12 protein-coding genes are annotated in these 17,426 nt (G+C 71.5%); 3 read left to right on the top strand and 9 right to left on the bottom strand.

What is annotated here, in order from left to right:
- Positions 1–336: 336 nt before the first annotated feature.
- The 3 genes from ACFZAU_RS38840 to thyX all read right to left on the bottom strand — a co-directional run bounded on the left by ACFZAU_RS38840 (position 337) and on the right by thyX (position 3,952).
- On the bottom strand, positions 337–2,022 hold the full coding sequence (locus tag ACFZAU_RS38840) for a ribonuclease J (protein WP_500556126.1): 1,686 nt from the start codon (positions 2,020–2,022) through the stop codon (positions 337–339).
- Between the two features lie 124 nt (positions 2,023–2,146).
- On the bottom strand, positions 2,147–3,046 hold the full coding sequence (gene dapA / locus ACFZAU_RS38835) for a 4-hydroxy-tetrahydrodipicolinate synthase (RefSeq protein ID WP_500556125.1): 900 nt from the start codon (positions 3,044–3,046) through the stop codon (positions 2,147–2,149).
- A gap of 168 nt (positions 3,047–3,214) precedes the next feature.
- On the bottom strand, positions 3,215–3,952 hold the full coding sequence (gene thyX, locus ACFZAU_RS38830; RefSeq protein ID WP_499602024.1) for an FAD-dependent thymidylate synthase: 738 nt from the start codon (positions 3,950–3,952) through the stop codon (positions 3,215–3,217).
- A gap of 166 nt (positions 3,953–4,118) precedes the next feature.
- Here thyX and ACFZAU_RS38825 point away from each other — a divergent pair, with 166 nt between their 5' ends.
- Together ACFZAU_RS38825 and argB are read left to right on the top strand one after the other, a co-directional pair.
- Positions 4,119–4,667, top strand: a complete 549-nt coding sequence (locus ACFZAU_RS38825; protein ID WP_500556124.1) for an SCO5741 family PH domain-containing membrane protein — start codon at positions 4,119–4,121, stop codon at positions 4,665–4,667.
- 289 nt (positions 4,668–4,956) lie between these two features.
- The gene (argB, locus tag ACFZAU_RS38820; protein WP_500556123.1) at positions 4,957–5,835 is read left to right on the top strand and encodes an acetylglutamate kinase; all 879 of its coding nucleotides are present in this window, start codon (positions 4,957–4,959) and stop codon (positions 5,833–5,835) included.
- Positions 5,836–5,851: 16 nt separating this feature from the next.
- Here the strand turns inward: argB and ACFZAU_RS38815 are convergent, their stop codons facing one another.
- From ACFZAU_RS38815 to eccD, 6 genes are all read right to left on the bottom strand, one after another.
- Positions 5,852–6,304 carry a hypothetical protein gene (locus tag ACFZAU_RS38815; RefSeq protein WP_500556122.1) on the bottom strand — a complete coding sequence of 151 codons (453 nt, stop codon included), beginning with the start codon at positions 6,302–6,304 and terminating at the stop codon, positions 5,852–5,854.
- 58 nt (positions 6,305–6,362) lie between these two features.
- Positions 6,363–7,115: a 4-hydroxy-tetrahydrodipicolinate reductase gene (dapB, locus tag ACFZAU_RS38810; protein ID WP_500556121.1), complete on the bottom strand. Its 753-nt coding sequence runs from the start codon at positions 7,113–7,115 to the stop codon at positions 6,363–6,365.
- Between the two features lie 49 nt (positions 7,116–7,164).
- Positions 7,165–8,541, bottom strand: coding sequence for a M16 family metallopeptidase (locus tag ACFZAU_RS38805; protein ID WP_500556120.1), 1,377 nt, complete (start codon positions 8,539–8,541; stop codon positions 7,165–7,167).
- Positions 8,538–10,775 carry a polyribonucleotide nucleotidyltransferase gene (locus ACFZAU_RS38800; protein ID WP_499602034.1) on the bottom strand — a complete coding sequence of 746 codons (2,238 nt, stop codon included), beginning with the start codon at positions 10,773–10,775 and terminating at the stop codon, positions 8,538–8,540. The genes ACFZAU_RS38805 and ACFZAU_RS38800 overlap by 4 nt, the downstream gene beginning before the upstream one ends.
- A 292-nt stretch (positions 10,776–11,067) precedes the next feature.
- Positions 11,068–11,355 (bottom strand): 30S ribosomal protein S15, encoded by a 288-nt coding sequence (rpsO, locus tag ACFZAU_RS38795; RefSeq protein WP_499602035.1) that lies wholly within the window; start codon positions 11,353–11,355, stop codon positions 11,068–11,070.
- Between the two features lie 184 nt (positions 11,356–11,539).
- Entirely contained in the window at positions 11,540–13,009 is a 1,470-nt protein-coding gene (gene eccD, locus ACFZAU_RS38790) for a type VII secretion integral membrane protein EccD (protein ID WP_499602037.1), read from the bottom strand.
- A gap of 296 nt (positions 13,010–13,305) precedes the next feature.
- Between eccD and eccCa the strand changes: the two genes are divergently transcribed.
- Positions 13,306–17,256 (top strand): type VII secretion protein EccCa, encoded by a 3,951-nt coding sequence (eccCa, locus tag ACFZAU_RS38785; RefSeq protein ID WP_500556119.1) that lies wholly within the window; start codon positions 13,306–13,308, stop codon positions 17,254–17,256.
- Positions 17,257–17,426 lie beyond the last annotated feature (170 nt).

The following is a 17,426-nucleotide window of genomic DNA, read 5'->3' as shown; positions in this document are numbered from 1 at the left end:
TGGCGTTGACTTTTGGCACGCTGTTGAGTTCTCAAGGAACGGAAGCTTCCTTCGAGACCGTTTCACCGGCCCCTCCGGGCTTTCCCTTCGTTGTCACCAGCTTATCAGACTCTTTCGGGCCCGATTCCCGCCGGCGGGGATCTCTTCCTTTTCCTGCTTTTGCGTTCCGGCCTTTCGGCTTTCGCGCTCCCCGACTTTAGCAGATGCTTTCCGTCGGATTTACCGGCCGCTGAGAGGACGCACGTCTCCGTGGCGTTCTCGTCGCGGGGGTTGTGCCAACGTACTGGAGCGGGGCACCCCGATGCAAATCGGAGGTGCCCCGCTCCTGGTGGTGCGTCAGACCTCCACGACCACGGGGAGGATCATCGGGCGGCGACGGTAGTTGTCGGAGACCCACTTGCCGATCGCGCGGCGGATGAGCTGTTGCAACTGCCTGACCTCGGCGACCCCGTCGGAGGCGGCACGGGCGAGGGACTCCTCGATCTTGGGGAGCACCGCGTTGAAGGCCTCGTCGTCGATGCCGGAGCCGCGGGCCTGGACGAACGGGCCGCCGACGACCTTGCCGGTGGTGCTGTCGACGACGACGAACACCGAGACGATGCCCTCCTCGCCGAGGATGCGGCGGTCCTTGAGGGAACTCTCCGTGACGTCGCCGACCGAGAGGCCGTCGACGTAGACGTACCCGGCCTGCACCTTGCCGGTGATCTTGGCGACGCCGTCGACGAGGTCGACGACCAGGCCGTCCTCGGCGAGGACGCAGCGCTCCTTCGGGATGCCGGTGGCCTGCCCGAGTTCGGCGTTGGCCCGCAGGTGCCGCCACTCTCCGTGCACCGGCATGAGGTTGCGGGGCCTGCAGATGTTGTAGAAGTACAGCAACTCGCCGGCGGAGGCGTGGCCGGAGACGTGCACCTTGGCGTTGCCCTTGTGCACGACCTTGGCGCCCCAGCGGGTGAGACCGTTGATCACCCGGTACACCGCGGTCTCGTTGCCCGGGATGAGCGACGAGGCGAGCACGACGGTGTCGCCCTCCACGATGCGGATCTGGTGGTCGCGGTTGGCCATCCGGGACAGGGCCGCCATGGGCTCGCCCTGGGAGCCGGTGCAGACCAGGACGACCTTCTCGTCCGGCAGGTCGTCGAGCGTCTTGACCTCGACGATCAGACCCGGCGGGACCCGGAGGTAGCCGAGGTCGCGGGCGATGCCCATGTTGCGGACCATGGAGCGGCCGATGAAGGCGACCTTGCGGCCGCGTTCGTGGGCGGCGTCGAGCACCTGCTGGATGCGGTGCACGTGGCTGGCGAAGCTGGCCACGATGATCCGCTTGTCGGCGTTGGCGAAGACGTTGCGGAGCACCGGCAGGATGTCCCGCTCGTGCGGGATGAATCCGGGGACCTCCGCGTTGGTGGAGTCCGAGAGCAGCAGGTCGATGCCCTCCTCCGCCAGCCGCGCGAAGGCGTGCAGGTCGGTGAGCCGGCCGTCGAGCGGCAGCTGGTCCATCTTGAAGTCGCCGGTGTGCACGACCGTGCCGGCCGGGGTGCGGATGGCGACCGCGAGGGCGTCCGGGATGGAGTGGTTGACCGCGACGAACTCGCAGTCGAAGGGCCCGATGCGCTCGCGCTGCCCCTCCGCGACCTCGAGGGTGTAGGGGCGGATGCGGTGCTCGGCGAGCTTGGCCTCGATGAGGGCCAGGGTCAGCTTGGAACCGATCAGCGGGATGTCGTCCTTCTCCCGCAGGAGGTAGGGGACGGCGCCGATGTGGTCCTCGTGGCCGTGGGTGAGGACGATGCCGACGACGTCGTCCAGGCGGTCACGGATCGACGTGAAGTCCGGCAGGATCAGGTCGACTCCGGGCTGCTCCTCCTCCGGGAAGAGCACCCCGCAGTCGACGATCAGCAGCCGGCCGCCGTACTCGAAGACCGTCATGTTGCGGCCGATCTCGCCGAGACCGCCGAGCGGGGTGATGCGCAAACCCCCTTCGGGCAGCGCGGGGGGTGGGCCGAGCTCAGGGTGCGGATGGCTCAAAGTCTCTCCTCACCACGCACGCCACAGGCCCCGGGCCGAGGCCCGGGGAGACCGTGCGCGCGTGACAGCGTGCTTGCTTCTGCGTTTGTCCTCATGGAGCGGTATTCAGTTCTCAAGTCTTTGGTTACAGCTGTACCCCGCCGGAGGCGAGATCCTGCTTCAGCTGTGCCGTCGCGGCCTCGTCGAGCTCCACGAGCGGGAGCCGGAGCGGACCGGCGGGCAGCCCCTGCAGGGCCAGGGCGGCCTTGGTGGTGATGACCCCCTGCGTGCGGAAGACGCCGGTGAAGACCGGGAGCAGCTTCTGGTGGATCTCGGTCGCCTTGTGGACGTCACCGGAGAGATACGCCTCGAGGAGGGCCCGTAGCTCAGGGCTGACCAGATGTCCCACGACGGAGACGAAGCCGGCGGCGCCGACCGAGAGCAGCGGCAGGTTGAGCATGTCGTCGCCCGAGTACCAGGCGAGGCCGCTGCGGCTGATGGCCCAGCTCGCGGCGCCGAGGTCGCCCTTGGCGTCCTTGTTGGCCACGATCCGGGGGTGCTCGGCGAGCCGGACGAGGGTCTCGGTCTCGATGGGGACGCCGCTGCGGCCGGGGATGTCGTAGAGCATGACCGGCAGGCCGGTGGCGTCCGCGACGGCGGTGAAGTGCCGGTACAGGCCCTCCTGCGGGGGCTTGTTGTAGTACGGCGTCACCGTGAGCAGGCCGTGGGCGCCGGCGCGCTCCGCCTGGCGGGCCAGCTCGACGCTGTGGTGGGTGTCGTTGGTGCCGACGCCGGCGACGACGAAGGCGCGGTCGCCGACCGCCTCCAGTACGGCCCGGACGAGCTGCTCTTTCTCCACGTCGCTGGTGGTCGGCGACTCACCGGTGGTGCCGTTGACGACCAGGCCGTCGTTGCCTGCCTCGACGAGGTGGGCGGCGAGCCGCTGCGCGCCGTCGAGGTCGAGGGCGCCGTCCGCGGTGAACGGCGTGACCATTGCGGTCAGGACCCGCCCGAAGGGGGTCTGCGGGGTGGAGGTCGGAGCCATGGGTCCAACGCTACTCGGTGCCGCTACCGGGGCACCCCCTCGGGACCTGCGATGAGGACTCCGGCGCTGCCTGCTCGGGGGTTCAAGCAGCACCGGAATCCGTTTCTGAAGACTAGACGAATTGCATGAAACCCGGCAATCGGAAGATTCCGGATGAGTGGTGACCTGCTACGGAGCGGTCCGGCCGTTGGCGTTGAAGGCGGCGTGGGTGAGCGGCATGAGCTTCGCCCATTCGGCTTCCATGCGCTCCCCGACCATCTCGATCTCGCGCTGCGGGAAGGACGGGACCTTGGCCAGCTCGTGCTGGGTGCGCAGGCCGAGGAAGTGCATCAGCGAGCGGGCGTTGCAGGTGGCGTACATCGACGAGAACAGGCCCACGGGCAGCGTGGCCCGGGCGACCTCGCGGGCGACGCCGGCCGCCAGCATCTTCTGGTACGCGTCGTAGGACTGCCGGTAGGAGGCCTCCATGGCGTCCACGACGGACTGGTGCTGCTCCGGGGACCCGTGCACGAACTCGTACTTCCCGGGGCGGCCCTGCTGTACGAGCTTGCGGTCGGTGGACGGCACGTAGAAGACCGGCTCCAGCTCGCGGTACCTGCCGGACTCCTCGTTGTAGGACCATCCGACGCGGTGGCGCATGAACTCGCGGAAGACGAAGATCGGGGCGCTGACGAAGAAGGTCATCGAGTTGTGCTCGAAGGGGCTGCCGTGGCGGTCCCGCATGAGGAAGTTGATCAGGCCCTTGGAGCGCTCCGGGTCCTTGGTCAGCTCGGCCAGGGACTGCTCGCCGGCCGTGGAGACCCGGGCGGCCCAGAGCACGTCGGAGTCGGCCGCGCTGTGCTTGACGAGCTGGACGGTCACGTCGTCGCGGAACTGCACGGAATCGTCGGCGGAGGTTTCGGTCACCGGGCGTCCTTCCTCACGGAGCTTGGGGCGGCGCCCAGCCTATGCGCCCGCTCCGACATCCCCCGACACCCGTCGACACCGGGCCCACCCCCGCGAAGCGGAGCAAGGCAGACGACCGGCGGACCACTGCTGGCCGGTCCCGGCGGGGCCCGCTAGCCTCACCGATGTGTCTCTGCCCTTCCTCGCCGCCGACAGCGGCCACGACGAGTACGCCGCGGACGCCGCCCTTCCGCACCGGGTCCAGGACGGGTGGATCCGTCCCTACCGGCCGGGACCCTGCCGGGTCGCCGCGGCGGCGATGCTGCTGATGCTCGCCTCGTACCTGCTCTTCGCCGCGGTGATCATGGGGCTCGCGGGCAACGGGTCAGGGGTGATCGCCACGCTCGTCGCGGCGGTGCTGGCCATCGGCTGCGCGCTGCGTCTGCTGCGCGTGGGGATCTGGGTGAGCGCGCGCGGGCTGCGGCAGGTGGGCTTCCTGTACACCACGACGCTGCAGTGGAACCGGGTCGCGTCCGTCCGTACGGCCCAGCAGCCGGTGAAGTGGCTGGGGCTGCCCCGGACCGTGCAGGGCCAGTCGCTGGTCGTCGCGCGGGCCGACGGCGAGCGCATGCGACCGCTGCTCACCGACCACAACGCGGACTTCCTGGGCCGCACCGAGGCCTTCGACCAGGCCGCCGACGCCATAGAGGGCTGGGCCGCGGAGCTGGGCCGGTAGGTCCCCCGGGGCGGCGCCGGGGCGCTCGCCGGCGTCCGCAGCGCCTGACGGCTGCGGCTGACGGCCCCGCGCGGCGTCCCGCGCCCTCCTGGGCGCGCTACAGGCCGTCGTCCGGAGCCGGGAGCACCCGGGCCCGGTCCTGCCCGGCACCGGCGGTACGGCCCCGTCGTGGGGCCGGAACGGCGCCGCGTCGTGGCCGCCGGGTGGCCGACAGACGGCCGTCATCGGACGTTCGCCTGCGGCTGTTAGCGTCCGGCCGACTTGGCCCGTCGAGGACCTGGAGCGACTGTTGTTCGCACCGCCGCACCCGAACCCGCTCCTCAGCCGTCCCGGGCCGTTGCCCGCGCTGGAACGCCTGCGGGGCCGATCCGTCGTCGTGAAGTTCGGCGGGCACGCCATGACCGACGGGCCGCTGCTGCGTTCCTTCGCCGAGGACGTGGTCCGGCTGCGGCGGGCCGGGGTGCGGACCGTGGTGGTGCACGGGGGCGGTCCGCAGATCAGCGCGCAGCTCGACCGGCTGGGCGTGCCCGCGCAGTTTCTGGGCGGGCAGCGCGTCACCACGCCGGAGACGCTGGACGTGGTGCGGATGGTGCTCGCCGGCAAGGTGCAGCGGGAGCTGGTACGGCTGGTCAACGAGCACGGCCCGTACGCCGTCGGGCTCACCGGCGAGGACGCGCACACCCTCACCGCGGTGCGCCGCTACGCCGAGGTCGGCGGGGAGTTGATGGACATCGGCCTGGTCGGGGACGTGACGGAGGTCAACACCGCGGCCCTGGACGTGCTGCTGGACCACGGCCACGTCCCGGTGGTCTCACCGCTCGGCCGCGGCACGGACGGCGAGGTCTACAACGTCAACGCGGACGCGGCCGCGGGTGCGCTCGCCGCGGCGCTGGGCGCGGAGGCCCTGGTGGTGCTCACCGACGTGCCCGGGGTGTACGCGGACTGGCCGCGCCGGGAGCGGGTGCTGGACCGGCTCACGGCCAGCGAGCTGGAGCTGGTGCTGCCCTCCCTCGGGGGCGGCATGGTGCCCAAGATGGAGAGCTGCCTGCGCGCGGTGCGGGCCGGGGTCCGCAGCGCGCGGGTCCTCGACGGCCGCGTCGCGCACGCCCTGGTGCGGGCGCTGAGCGGCGGCCCCGGGGAGACCGGGACGACCGTCCTGCCGGGCTGAGGGCGGGCGGACCCGCTCAGGGGGTCCGGGGCGCCTTCCCCCGCAGGGCGATCGCGCGCTGCATGGCCTTGCGGGCCCGCGGGGTGTCACGGGCGTCGTGGTAAGCGACGGCGAGCCGGAACCAGGTCCGCCAGTCCTCCGGCGCGGCCTCCGTCTCGGCCTTGCGCCGGGCGAAGACCGCGTCGGCGGAGGCGCGGTCGACGCGCCCGCTCGGGGTGCGCACCAGCTCGTCCTCCGGGAGTCCGCCCTCGGCCTCCAGTTCGCGGGCCAGCCGGTCCGCGTGGTGCGCGAACTGCGTCGTACGGACTAGGAACCAGACGCCGACCAGTGGCAGTACGAGCACGGCCACGCCGAGGACCACCGTGACCGGGCGGCCGTCCTGGATCAGCCAGACGCCGCGGGCGCCGGCCAGCACGAAGTAGACGACCAGGACGGCCGCGAGGACGAAGTAGGTGATCTTTGCGCGCATGGTGGGCGGACCCGGCTTCCGGTCTCTGGCTGTGTCTGTGTCGTGGTCTCTGGGTCGCTCAGTCGAGGTCCATGAAGTGCTCCAGGCCGAAGGTGAGCCCCGGCGTGGAGACGACCCTGCGCACGCCGAGCAGCACGCCCGGCATGAAGGAGCCGCGGTTCATGGAGTCGTGACGGATGGTGAGGACCTCTCCGGCGTCGCCGAAGAGGACCTCCTGGTGGGCGACGAGACCGCGCAGCCGCACCGCGTGCACGGGCACGCCCTCGACGTCGGCGCCGCGTGCCCCGTCCAGGGCGGTGGCGGTGGCGTCCGGCTGCTCGCCGAGCCCGGCCTCGCGGCGGGCGTCGGCGATGAGCTGGGCGGTGCGGACGGCGGTGCCGCTGGGGGCGTCGACCTTGTCCGGGTGGTGGAGTTCGACGATCTCGGCGGACTCGAAGAAGCGGGCCGCCTGCCGGGCGAAGCGCATGGCCAGGACCGCCCCGATGCCGAAGTTCGGCGCGATGAGCACGCCGCTGCCCGGCGCCGCGCCGAGCCAGCCGCGCAGGGTGTCCAGGCGCTCGTCGGTCCAGCCGGTGGTGCCGACGACGGCGTGGATGCCGTGCCGCAGGCAGAAGTCGAGGTTGCCCATGACCGAGCCCGGGGTGGTCAGTTCGACGGCGACCTGGGCCTCGTTCTCGGCGAGGGCCTCCAGCTTGTCCTCGCGGCCGATGGCCGCCACCAGCTCGAGGTCGTCCGCGGCCTCGACGGCCTTGACCGCCTCGGCGCCCATGCGGCCGCGGGCCCCGATCACACCCACGCGGATCTTGCTCATCGTTCCAGTCCTCCGGTCCAGACGTTCGAGACGGTCGGTACGGCTCAGGTCAGACGACGGACTCGTGCAGGCGGGCGGCCTGCCGGTCCTTCAGCGGGCCTATGACGGCCAGCGAGGGACGTTGTCCCAGGACGTCGCGGGCGACCGCGCGCACCTCGTCGGGCGTGACCGCGGCGATCCTCTCCAGTGTGGCGTCCACCGACATCTGCTCGCCCCAGCAGAGCTCGCTCTTGCCGATCCGGTTCATGAGCGCGCCGGTGTCCTCCAGGCTGAGCACGGTCGATCCGGAGAACTGGCCGATGGCGCGGTGCAGTTCCTCGTCGCTCAGCCCGTGCTCGGCGACCTGGTCCAGTTCCTCGCGGCAGATCTTGAGGACCTCGTGGACCCGGCGCGGCTGGCAGCCGGCGTACACCCCGAACAGGCCGCAGTCCGCGAAGGAGGAGGTGTACGAGTAGACGCTGTAGGCGAGGCCGCGCTTCTCGCGGACCTCCTGGAACAGCCGGGAGCTCATGCCGCCGCCCAGGGCGGTGTTGAGCACCCCGAGCGCCCAGCGCCGGTCGTCGTGCCGGGACAGCCCGGGCATGCCGAGCACGACGTGGGCCTGCTCGGTGCGGCGTTCGAGCAGCTCCACCCGGCCCTGGCCGCGTATCGTGCGGGCGCCGCCGCGCGGCGGGCGGGGCACGGCGTCGGCGTCGCGGAGGGCGCCCGCGTCCTCGAAGGCCTTGCGGACCTGGCGGACGACGGTCGCGTGGTCGACGTTGCCCGCCGCGGCGACGACCAGCCGTGTCGGGTCGTAGTGCTTGCGGTAGAAGCGGGCGACCTGGTCGCGGGTGAGGGCGTTGATGGTGTCGACGGTGCCGAGGACGGGGCGGCCCAGCGGGGAGTCGCCCAGCATGGCGGTGGCGAACAGGTCGTGGACCTGGTCGCCGGGGTCGTCCTCGGTCATCGCGATCTCCTCCAGGACGACGCCGCGCTCGGCGTCGATGTCCTCCTGGCGGATGAGGGAGCCGGTCAGCATGTCGCAGACGACGTCGATGGCGAGCGGCAGGTCGGTGTCGAGGACACGTGCGTAGTAGCACGTGTACTCCTTGGCCGTGAAGGCGTTCATCTCGCCGCCGACGGCGTCGACCGCCGAGGAGATCTCCAGGGCGCTGCGCCGTGCGGTGCCCTTGAAGAGCAGGTGCTCCAGGTAGTGCGTGGCGCCGTTGAGCGCGGGGGTCTCGTCGCGTGAGCCGACGCCGACCCAGATGCCGAAGGTCGCGGAGCGCACGGTGGGCAGGGTCTCGGTGACGACGCGCAGTCCACCGGGGAGGACGCTGCGCCGGACCGTGCCGATGCCGTCGGTGCCGGGCAGGAGGGTCTGCGTGCGGACGGCCCGCCCCTTGGTGGAGGGGCGGGCCGTCACGCGTGTGGAACGGGTGGTCACTTCTCGGACGCGTCCTCGGCCTTGTCGTCGGCCTTGTCGTCGGCCGCGGCGTCCTCGCCCTCGATGACCGGGATCAGCGAGAGCTTGCCGCGCTGGTCGATCTCGGCGATCTCGACCTGGACCTTGGAGCCCACGGCGAGGACGTCCTCGACGTTCTCGACGCGCTTGCCGCCGGCCAGCTTCCGGATCTGCGAGATGTGCAGCAGGCCGTCCTTGCCCGGGAGCAGGGAGACGAAGGCACCGAAGGTGGTGGTCTTCACGACCGTGCCCAGGTAGCGCTCGCCGACCTCGGGCATCGTCGGGTTGGCGATGCCGTTGATGGTGGCGCGGGCGGCCTCGGCGGACGGGCCGTCGGCGGCACCGATGTAGATGGTGCCGTCGTCCTCGATCGTGATCTCGGCGCCGGTGTCCTCCTGGATCTGGTTGATCATCTTGCCCTTGGGGCCGATGACCTCACCGATCTTGTCCACCGGGATCTTGACGGTGATGATGCGCGGGGCGTTCGGCGACATCTCGTCCGGAGTGTCGATCGCCTCCATCATCACGTCGAGGATGTGCAGTCGGGCGTCGCGGGCCTGCTTGAGGGCCGCGGCCAGGACCGACGCCGGGATGCCGTCGAGCTTGGTGTCCAGCTGCAGCGCCGTGACGAACTGCTTGGTGCCGGCGACCTTGAAGTCCATGTCGCCGAAGGCGTCCTCCGCACCGAGGATGTCGGTGAGGGTGACGTAGTGGGTCTCGCCGTCGATCTCCTGGGAGATCAGGCCCATGGCGATGCCGGCGACGGGGGCCTTCAGCGGCACACCGGCGTTCAGCAGCGACATGGTGGAGGCGCAGACCGAGCCCATGGAGGTGGAGCCGTTGGAGCCCAGCGCCTCGGAGACCTGACGGATGGCGTACGGGAAGTCCTCGCGGGCCGGCAGGACCGGGAGGATCGCCCGCTCGGCCAGCGCGCCGTGGCCGATCTCACGGCGCTTGGGGGAGCCCACGCGGCCGGTCTCGCCGACGGAGTACGGCGGGAAGTTGTAGTTGTGCATGTAGCGCTTGCGCGTCTCGGGCGCCAGCGTGTCCAACTGCTGCTCCATGCGCAGCATGTTCAGCGTGGTGACACCCAGGATCTGGGTCTCGCCGCGCTCGAACAGCGCCGAGCCGTGCACCCGCGGGATCGCCTCGACCTCGGCGGCCAGGGTGCGGATGTCGGTGACGCCGCGGCCGTCGATGCGGACCTTGTCCTTGATGACGCGCTCACGGACCAGCTTCTTGGTCAGCGAGCGGTAGGCGGCGGAGATCTCCTTCTCGCGGCCCTCGAACTGCGGCAGCAGCTTCTCGGCGGCGAGCGCCTTCACCCGGTCCAGCTCGGCCTCGCGGGCCTGCTTGCCGGCGATGGTCAGCGCCTGCTTCAGCTCGTCGGCGACCGAGGACTCCAGCGCCTCGAACACGTCGTCCTGGTAGTCCAGGAAGATCGGGAACTCGGCGGTCTCCTTGGCGGCCTTCGCGGCGAGGTCGGCCTGCGCCTTGCACAGCACCTTGATGAACGGCTTGGAGGCCTCCAGGCCCGCCGCGACGACCTCCTCGGTCGGCGCCTCGGCACCGCCCTCGACGAGCTTGATCGTCTTGTCGGTGGCCTCGGCCTCGACCATCATGATCGCGACGTCGCCGTCCTCGAGGGTGCGGCCGGCCACGACCATGTCGAAGACGGCCTCCTCCAGCTCGCTGTGGGTCGGGAAGGCGACCCACTGGCCGCGGATCAGCGCGACGCGCACGCCGCCGACCGGGCCGGAGAAGGGCAGGCCCGCGAGCTGCGTGGAGCAGGAGGCGGCGTTGATGGCGACCACGTCGTACAGGTGGTCGGGGTTGAGCGCCATGACCGTCGCCACGACCTGGATCTCGTTGCGCAGGCCCTTCTTGAAGGACGGGCGCAGCGGGCGGTCGATCAGGCGGCAGGTGAGGATCGCGTCCTCGGAGGGGCGGCCCTCGCGGCGGAAGAAGGAGCCGGGGATCCGCCCGGCCGCGTACATGCGCTCCTCGACGTCCACCGTCAGCGGGAAGAAGTCGAGCTGGTCCTTCGGGTGCTTCGAGGCGGTGGTGGCCGACAGCACCATGGTGTCGTCGTCCAGGTAGGCCACGGCGGAGCCGGCGGCCTGACGGGCCAGGCGGCCCGTCTCGAAGCGGATCGTGCGGGTGCCGAAGCTGCCGTTGTCGATCACGGCCTCGGCGTAGTGGGTCTCGTTCTCCACTATGGGAATTCTCCTCTTTCGTGCCCCCGGGCGTCTTCCCGGGGACCGTCGGTGGAGGGGCGTCCCGCCGGGCCGGTCTTCGATCGAAGCCACCGGGACGTACGTGCTGCCCGGGGGCCACTACCGAGGACCGGCTCTGGTGGCGCTAGGAGGACGCTCCCTCCGCATGCTCTATGGCGTTGTGTATGGGACCAGACTACAAAGTCTCGGCCCCGGTCTCGCGCCCAGCGCGGCCCCGTACGTACGCGAAGGGAGCGGCCCCCGGCTGGGAACCGCTCCCTCCACGGCTGTCTCAGCGGGCGCCGGCGGCACCGCGGCGGATGCCGAGGCGGTCGACGAGCGCACGGAAGCGCTGGATGTCCTTCTTGGCCAGGTACTGCAGCAGGCGGCGACGCTGGCCGACCAGGATCAGCAGACCACGACGGGAGTGGTGGTCGTGCTTGTGGGTCTTGAGGTGCTCGGTCAGGTCCGAGATGCGGCGCGAGAGCAGCGCGACCTGGACCTCGGGGGAGCCGGTGTCGCCCTCCTTGGTGCCGAACTCGGCGATGATCTGCTTCTTCGTCTCGACGTCGAGCGACATACGGTCTCCTTGTGTGTCGGTGCCTCCGGGCGCTCCTGGTCTGTGTCACAGGAGAAGCTTCGACGACCCTTAAGGCATGACGCGCCGCGCATGGGCGGACGCATCGGTTACACAGAGTACCACCCCGGGCCCGGTGCGATGTCCGGGGCCGGGGTGGCGGGCGGCAGGGGGCGGCCGCGGGGGCTCAGCCGCTGGTCATGCCGCGGGCCTCGGCGTACAGGTCGAGGACCGCGAGGGCGAGCGGGATGAGGGAGAGCAGCACGGTCGCCTCGGCGAGGTCGAGCATCCGGCCCCAGAAGGGGGTGACGCCCTTGCTCGGGACGACGAGGGCGACCGCGACCAGGAGGGCGGCGCCCAGGGCGACCGCGGCGGACAGCCACACGGTGCGGATGTCGAGCGAGGAGTGGTTGCCGCGCAGCAGGTCGGTGAGGACGTCGGTCGGCAGGTTGAGGGAGAGGCCGATGATCAGCAGGCCGACGGTGATCACGCCGGCGACCATGAGCGTCACGACCTGAGAGGTGTAACGGAACAGCCGGGCGCGCATCAGGGTCGCCAGGCCCGTGGCGAGGGCGAGCAGCTGCGCCCAGGTGCTGTCGGAGAAGCCGAGCACGACGCCCGCGGAGCCGACGACCGCGGCGGCGCAGCCGCCGACCAGGCCGAGCAGCAGCTCGTGGCCGCGGCGGGCCTGGTTGGTGATCCGCTCGAAGTCGACCGGCTCCTCCTCGCCCTGCCGGTCGCCGTCGCCGCGGTGCCGGGCCTGGACCTGGTCGGGTGAGCGGAAGCCGATGGGCAGCCGGGCGAAGCGGGCGGACCAGCCGGGCAGGAAGCCGATGACGGCGATCATGACGACGGCGGTGACGGCGGCGGCCTCGCGCGGCGCGGCGTCGGTGAGGATCGCCACGAAGGTGGCCACGGTGCCGACGCCGGCGGTGAAGGAGGCCGCGACGAACGGCGCGTCCCCCTGCGGCAGCATCAGCACGAGCAGGACCGCGGCGATCAGCACGACCACGCAGCCGATGAGGAAGTGCAGCCGGCCGGGCCCCTCGTCCTTGCCCACGCCCATGATCCCGGAGCCGGCGACCAGGAGCAGCGGCAGCGAGGACAGGCCGAGGGCGACGGCGGAGTGGCGGTCGTCGTACACGCGGGCGCGCACCGAGGCGAGCGCCACCAGCACCAGGCCCGCGGCGCCGGCGAGGATGCCGGGCAGGCCGTGCATGTCGTGCTTGACCGGCTCGGAGAACCAGAGCACGAAGGCCATGAGGGCGAGCAGGACGACGCCCGCGGTCAGGCCCACCACGCGCATGAGGCCGTCGTTCCAGCTGCGGCGGTCGGTCTCGACCGCGGCGGCTACGGCGTCGACGACGTCGTCGAACACGGCCGGCGGCAGCGAGTCCGCGAACGGCCGCAGCAGGAGCAACTCGCCGTCCTGCACGCGCTGTTCCGCCAGGGACAGGGTGCTGTCGAGGACCCGCCCGTCGCGACGGACCAAGTTGTAGCCGGTGGGGGCGGCTTCGTCGGGCGTCTGGCCCGACAGGCGCAGTATCTCGGGATGGATGTCGGAGAGCGGCACGTCCTCCGGGAGTGCCACATCGATCCGGCTGTTCGGCGCCGCCACCGTGACTCTGCAGAATCCCGTCGCTGAGACCGTGCTCACCTGGAGTGTCCCCCTCGTCCGGTGATGGGTGGGTTGGGGTCGGGTCCGCGCGGCCGTCCAGGGCCGGAACCCCCGTTCCGCGCTTCGCGATCCGTCACCCTACCGGGTACCCCGAGTCCCTTGTCCCCCACCCGTCCCAGTGCCCTGGAACTGTCATGCCCAGTAGGATCGCCACCTGCCTGTGGTCCAACGCCCGCCCCGCGAAAGGGCGGAGCGCGACCGGGACGTGTCATACGGGGGACCGTCGCCACGGGGGCGGCCCGAAACTGCGATTCGCGTGAAGGACTGGTGCATCGGTGAGCGTGGTCGTCATCAAGCGCCCGCCGCGGGTTTACCCGCCGGAGGTGCCGAGTGAGGAGGTACGGCTCGAAGCCCCGCCCGAACTGCCGCGCGGCGAGGACCAGGGCCTGCTGATGAACCTGCTGCCGATGCTCGGCATGGGTTCGTCGGCGGCGTTCTTCTTCCTGCCCACCGGGTCGGGGACCTCCGGCGGGTTCATGAAGGTCATGGGCGTGCTCATGATGGGTTCCACCGTGGCGATGGTGGTCGCCCAGATCGTACGGGCCCGCAAGGGGCCGTCCGGGCAGATGGCGGAGGCCCGCCGGGACTACCTGAAGTACCTGGCACAGGTGCGCCGCGGGGTGCGCAAGACCGCCCGCAAGCAGCGCGACGCACAGTATTACCTGCATCCGGCTCCCGAACAGCTGTGGGCGCTGGTCGCCGAAGGCTCACGGGTGTGGGAACGCCGGTCCTCCGACCCGGACTTCGCGCAGGTGCGGGTGGGCCTCGGCCCGCAGCAGCTGTCGACGCCGCTGGTGGCGCCGGAGACCGCGCCGGTGGACGAACTGGAGCCGCTGACCGCGCACTCGATGCAGCAGTTCATCGCGGCGCACGGCTCGCTGGACAACCTGCCGCTGGCGGTGGGGCTGCGCTCCTTCTACCACGTGACGATCTCCGGGGACCCGGACACCGTCTACGGGCAGACCCGTTCCGTCGTGGGCCAGCTGTGCTCCCTGCACTCGCCGGAGGACCTGGTGGTCGCCGTCGTGGCGGCGCCGGGCGCCCAGCCGGAGTGGGAGTGGGTCAAGTGGCTGCCGCACGCGCAGCACACGGAGCAGGACGGCGCCGGCTCGCGCCGTCTGATATGCGGCGACCTCGGTGAGGTCGAGGAGCTGCTGTCGGACGAGCTGGACGGGCGGCCGCGCTTCAACCGCGAGGGCCAGCCGGTGCTGGACCAGCCGCACGTGGTGATCGTCCTGGACGGTGGCGGCGTGCCGGCGGACTCGGTGATCGCCTCCGCCGAGGGACTGCAGGGCGTCACGATCCTCGAGGTCGTGCCCGGCGAGCTGGACGAGGCGCGCGGCTCGCTGTCCGTCCAGGTGTGGCGCGACCAGCTGTACCTGGAGGCCGGGGCCGGGACCTTCACCGGCGTCCCGGACGTGCTGTCCCCGGTGCAGGCGGAGTCGCTGGCCCGGCAGCTCGCGCCGCTGCGGCTGGGCGCCGCGGACGCCGACGAACCGCTGCTGGCCAACCTGGACTTCACCGACCTGATGGGGATCGGCGACGCGGCGTCGGTGGACGTCGCGCGCACCTGGCGCCCGCGGACCCTGCACGAGCGGCTGCGGGTGCCGATCGGCCTGGGCGAGACCGGCGAGCCGGTCATGCTGGACGTCAAGGAGGCCTCGCAGGAGGGCATGGGCCCGCACGGCCTGTGCGTCGGCGCCACCGGTTCCGGCAAGTCCGAGCTGCTGCGCACGCTGGTGCTGGGCCTGGCCGTCACGCACTCCTCGGAGACCCTCAACTTCGTGCTCGCCGACTTCAAGGGCGGCGCGACCTTCACCGGCATGGGCACGATGCCGCACGTGTCGGCGGTCATCACCAACCTGGCCGACGAGCTGACCCTGGTGGACCGCATGCGCGACTCCATCACCGGTGAGCTGACCCGCCGCCAGGAGCTGCTGCGGCAGGCCGGCAACTACGCCAACATCACCGACTACGAGAAGGCCCGTGCGGCGGGCGCGGCGCTCGACCCGCTGCCCTCGCTGGTCCTGATCATCGACGAGTTCTCCGAACTGCTCGCCGCCAAGCCCGACTTCATTGAGATGTTCATCCAGATCGGGCGCATCGGCCGCTCGCTGGGCGTGCACATGCTGCTGGCCTCGCAGCGCCTGGAGGAGGGCAAGCTGCGGGGCCTGGACACCTTCCTGTCGTACCGGATCGGTCTGCGGACGTTCTCGGCCGCCGAGTCGCGGACCGCGATCGGCGTGCCCGACGCCTACCACCTGCCCAATGTCCCGGGCGCGGGCATCCTGAAGTACGGCACCGACACCATGGTGCAGTTCAAGGCGGCGTACGTGTCGGGCACCTACCGGACGCCGGGGACCCGCACGGCCGGCGGGGCGCGCGTCGACCGCTCCCCCGTGCTGTTCACCGCCTCGCCGGTGCCCGTGCGCATCGTCACCGAGCCGGAGCCGCAGCAGCGCGGCGGGCAGGTCGACGACGCGCTGGCCGACACCGTGCTCGACGTCATCGTCGGCCGGCTGGAAGGCCAGGGGCCGCCCGCCCACCAGGTGTGGCTGCCGCCGCTGGAAGAGCCGTTCAGCGTCGACCAGGTGCTGCCGCCGCTGACGGTCAGCGCCGAACGGGGTCTGCACGCGGACGGCTACACCGCCACCGGCAAGCTGCAGGTGCCGGTCGGTCTGGTCGACAAGCCCTTCGAGCAGCGCCGCGACGTCATGTACGCGGACCTGTCGAGCTCCGGCGGTCACGCCCTGGTCGTCGGCGGCCCGCAGTCCGGCAAGTCGACGCTGGTGCGCTCGCTCATCGCGTCCTTCGCCCTCACCCACACCCCGAAGGAGGTCCAGTTCTACGCGCTGGACTTCGGTGGCGGCGGCATGCTGGCGCTGGACGGGCTGGCGCACGTCGGCGGGGTCGCCTCCCGGCTGGACGCGGAGAAGGTCCGCCGCACGGTCGCCGAGGTGCACGGCATTCTGAACGCCCGCGAGGAGTTCTTCCGCAGCAACGTCATCGACTCCATGAACACCTTCCGCTCCCGGCGGGCGGCGGGGCACTTCCCGGACCAGCCGTGGGGCGACGTGTTCCTGGTCATCGACGGCTGGGGCACGTTCAAGACCGACTACGAGATGCTCGACCCGGTCATCAACGACATCGCCGCCCGCGGCCTCGGCTTCGGCATCCACCTGGTCATCACCGCCACCCGCTACACCGAGATCCGGCCCGCGCTGCGCGACCAGATCCTCAGCCGGCTGGAACTGCGGCTCGGCGACCCGATGGAGTCCGAGTTCGACCGCAGGCGCGCCGAGAACGTGCCGGTCGGCAAGCCCGGCCGCGGCCTGTCCCCGGAGAAGCTGGACTACCTGGCGGCGCTGCCGCGCATCGACGCCTCCTCGGGGGTGGAGGACCTCTCCGAGGGCATGGCGCAGTTCGTCGCCCAGGTCAACGCGGGCTGGCCGGGCCCGGTCGCGCCGAAGGTGCGGATGCTGCCGACGATGCTCCCGGCGACCGAGCTGCCCGACGGCGGCGACTTCTCCGACCGCGGCATCGCGATCGGCGTCGACGAGCTCACCCTCTCCCCGGTGTTCGTGGACTTCGAGACCGACCCGCTGATGGTGATCTACGGCGAGAGCGAGTCCGGCAAGTCCTCACTGCTGCGGCTGATCGCCAAGCAGGTCAGCGAGCGCTACGAGCCCGGCAAGGCGCTGTTCGTGGTCTCCGACTTCCGCCGGGCGCTGCTCGGTCAGGTGCCGGAGAGCCACATGTACAAGTACTGCGCCTCCGGACCGCAGTTGCAGGAGGTCATGGAGTCGCTGGCCGGCTCGATGGGCCGGCGGATGCCCGGCCAGGACGTGACGCCCGAGCAGCTGCGCAACCGCAGTTGGTACACCGAGCCCGACGCGTGGGTCTTTGTCGACGACTACGACCTGGTCGCGACCTCGATGGGCAACCCGATGCAGGTGCTGATGGAGTACCTGCCGTTCGCCCGCGACCTGGGCCTGCGCATCGTCCTGTCGCGCAGCACGTCGGGGGCGTCGCGGTCCTCCTTCGAGCCGTTCCTCACCCGGACCAAGGAGCTCGGCGCGACCGGTGTGCTGCTGTCCGGCGACCCCGGCGAGGGCCCTGTCTTCGGCAACGTCAAGGCGACCAGGCTGCCCCCGGGCCGCGCGCAGTTCATCACGCGGCGCCGCGGCAACCAGCTCATCCAGACCGGCTTCCTGCCGGAGAGCTGATACCGGTCCGGCGCGCGGCGCCGGGAGACGCGGGCGGGGGGGGGGCGGGGGGGCCCCCCCCCCCCCGGGGGGGGGGGGGCCCCCCCCCGGGGGGGGGGGCGGGGGGGGGGGGGGGCGGGCCCGGGGGGGGGCCCCCCCGCGGCCGGGGGGGGGCCCCGGGCCCCCCCCGG

The sequence above is a fragment of the Streptomyces sp. NPDC008238 genome (genome assembly GCF_042956445.1).
Lineage (GTDB): Bacteria > Actinomycetota > Actinomycetes > Streptomycetales > Streptomycetaceae > Actinacidiphila.
This window is presented reverse-complemented; position numbering and strand designations above follow the sequence as displayed.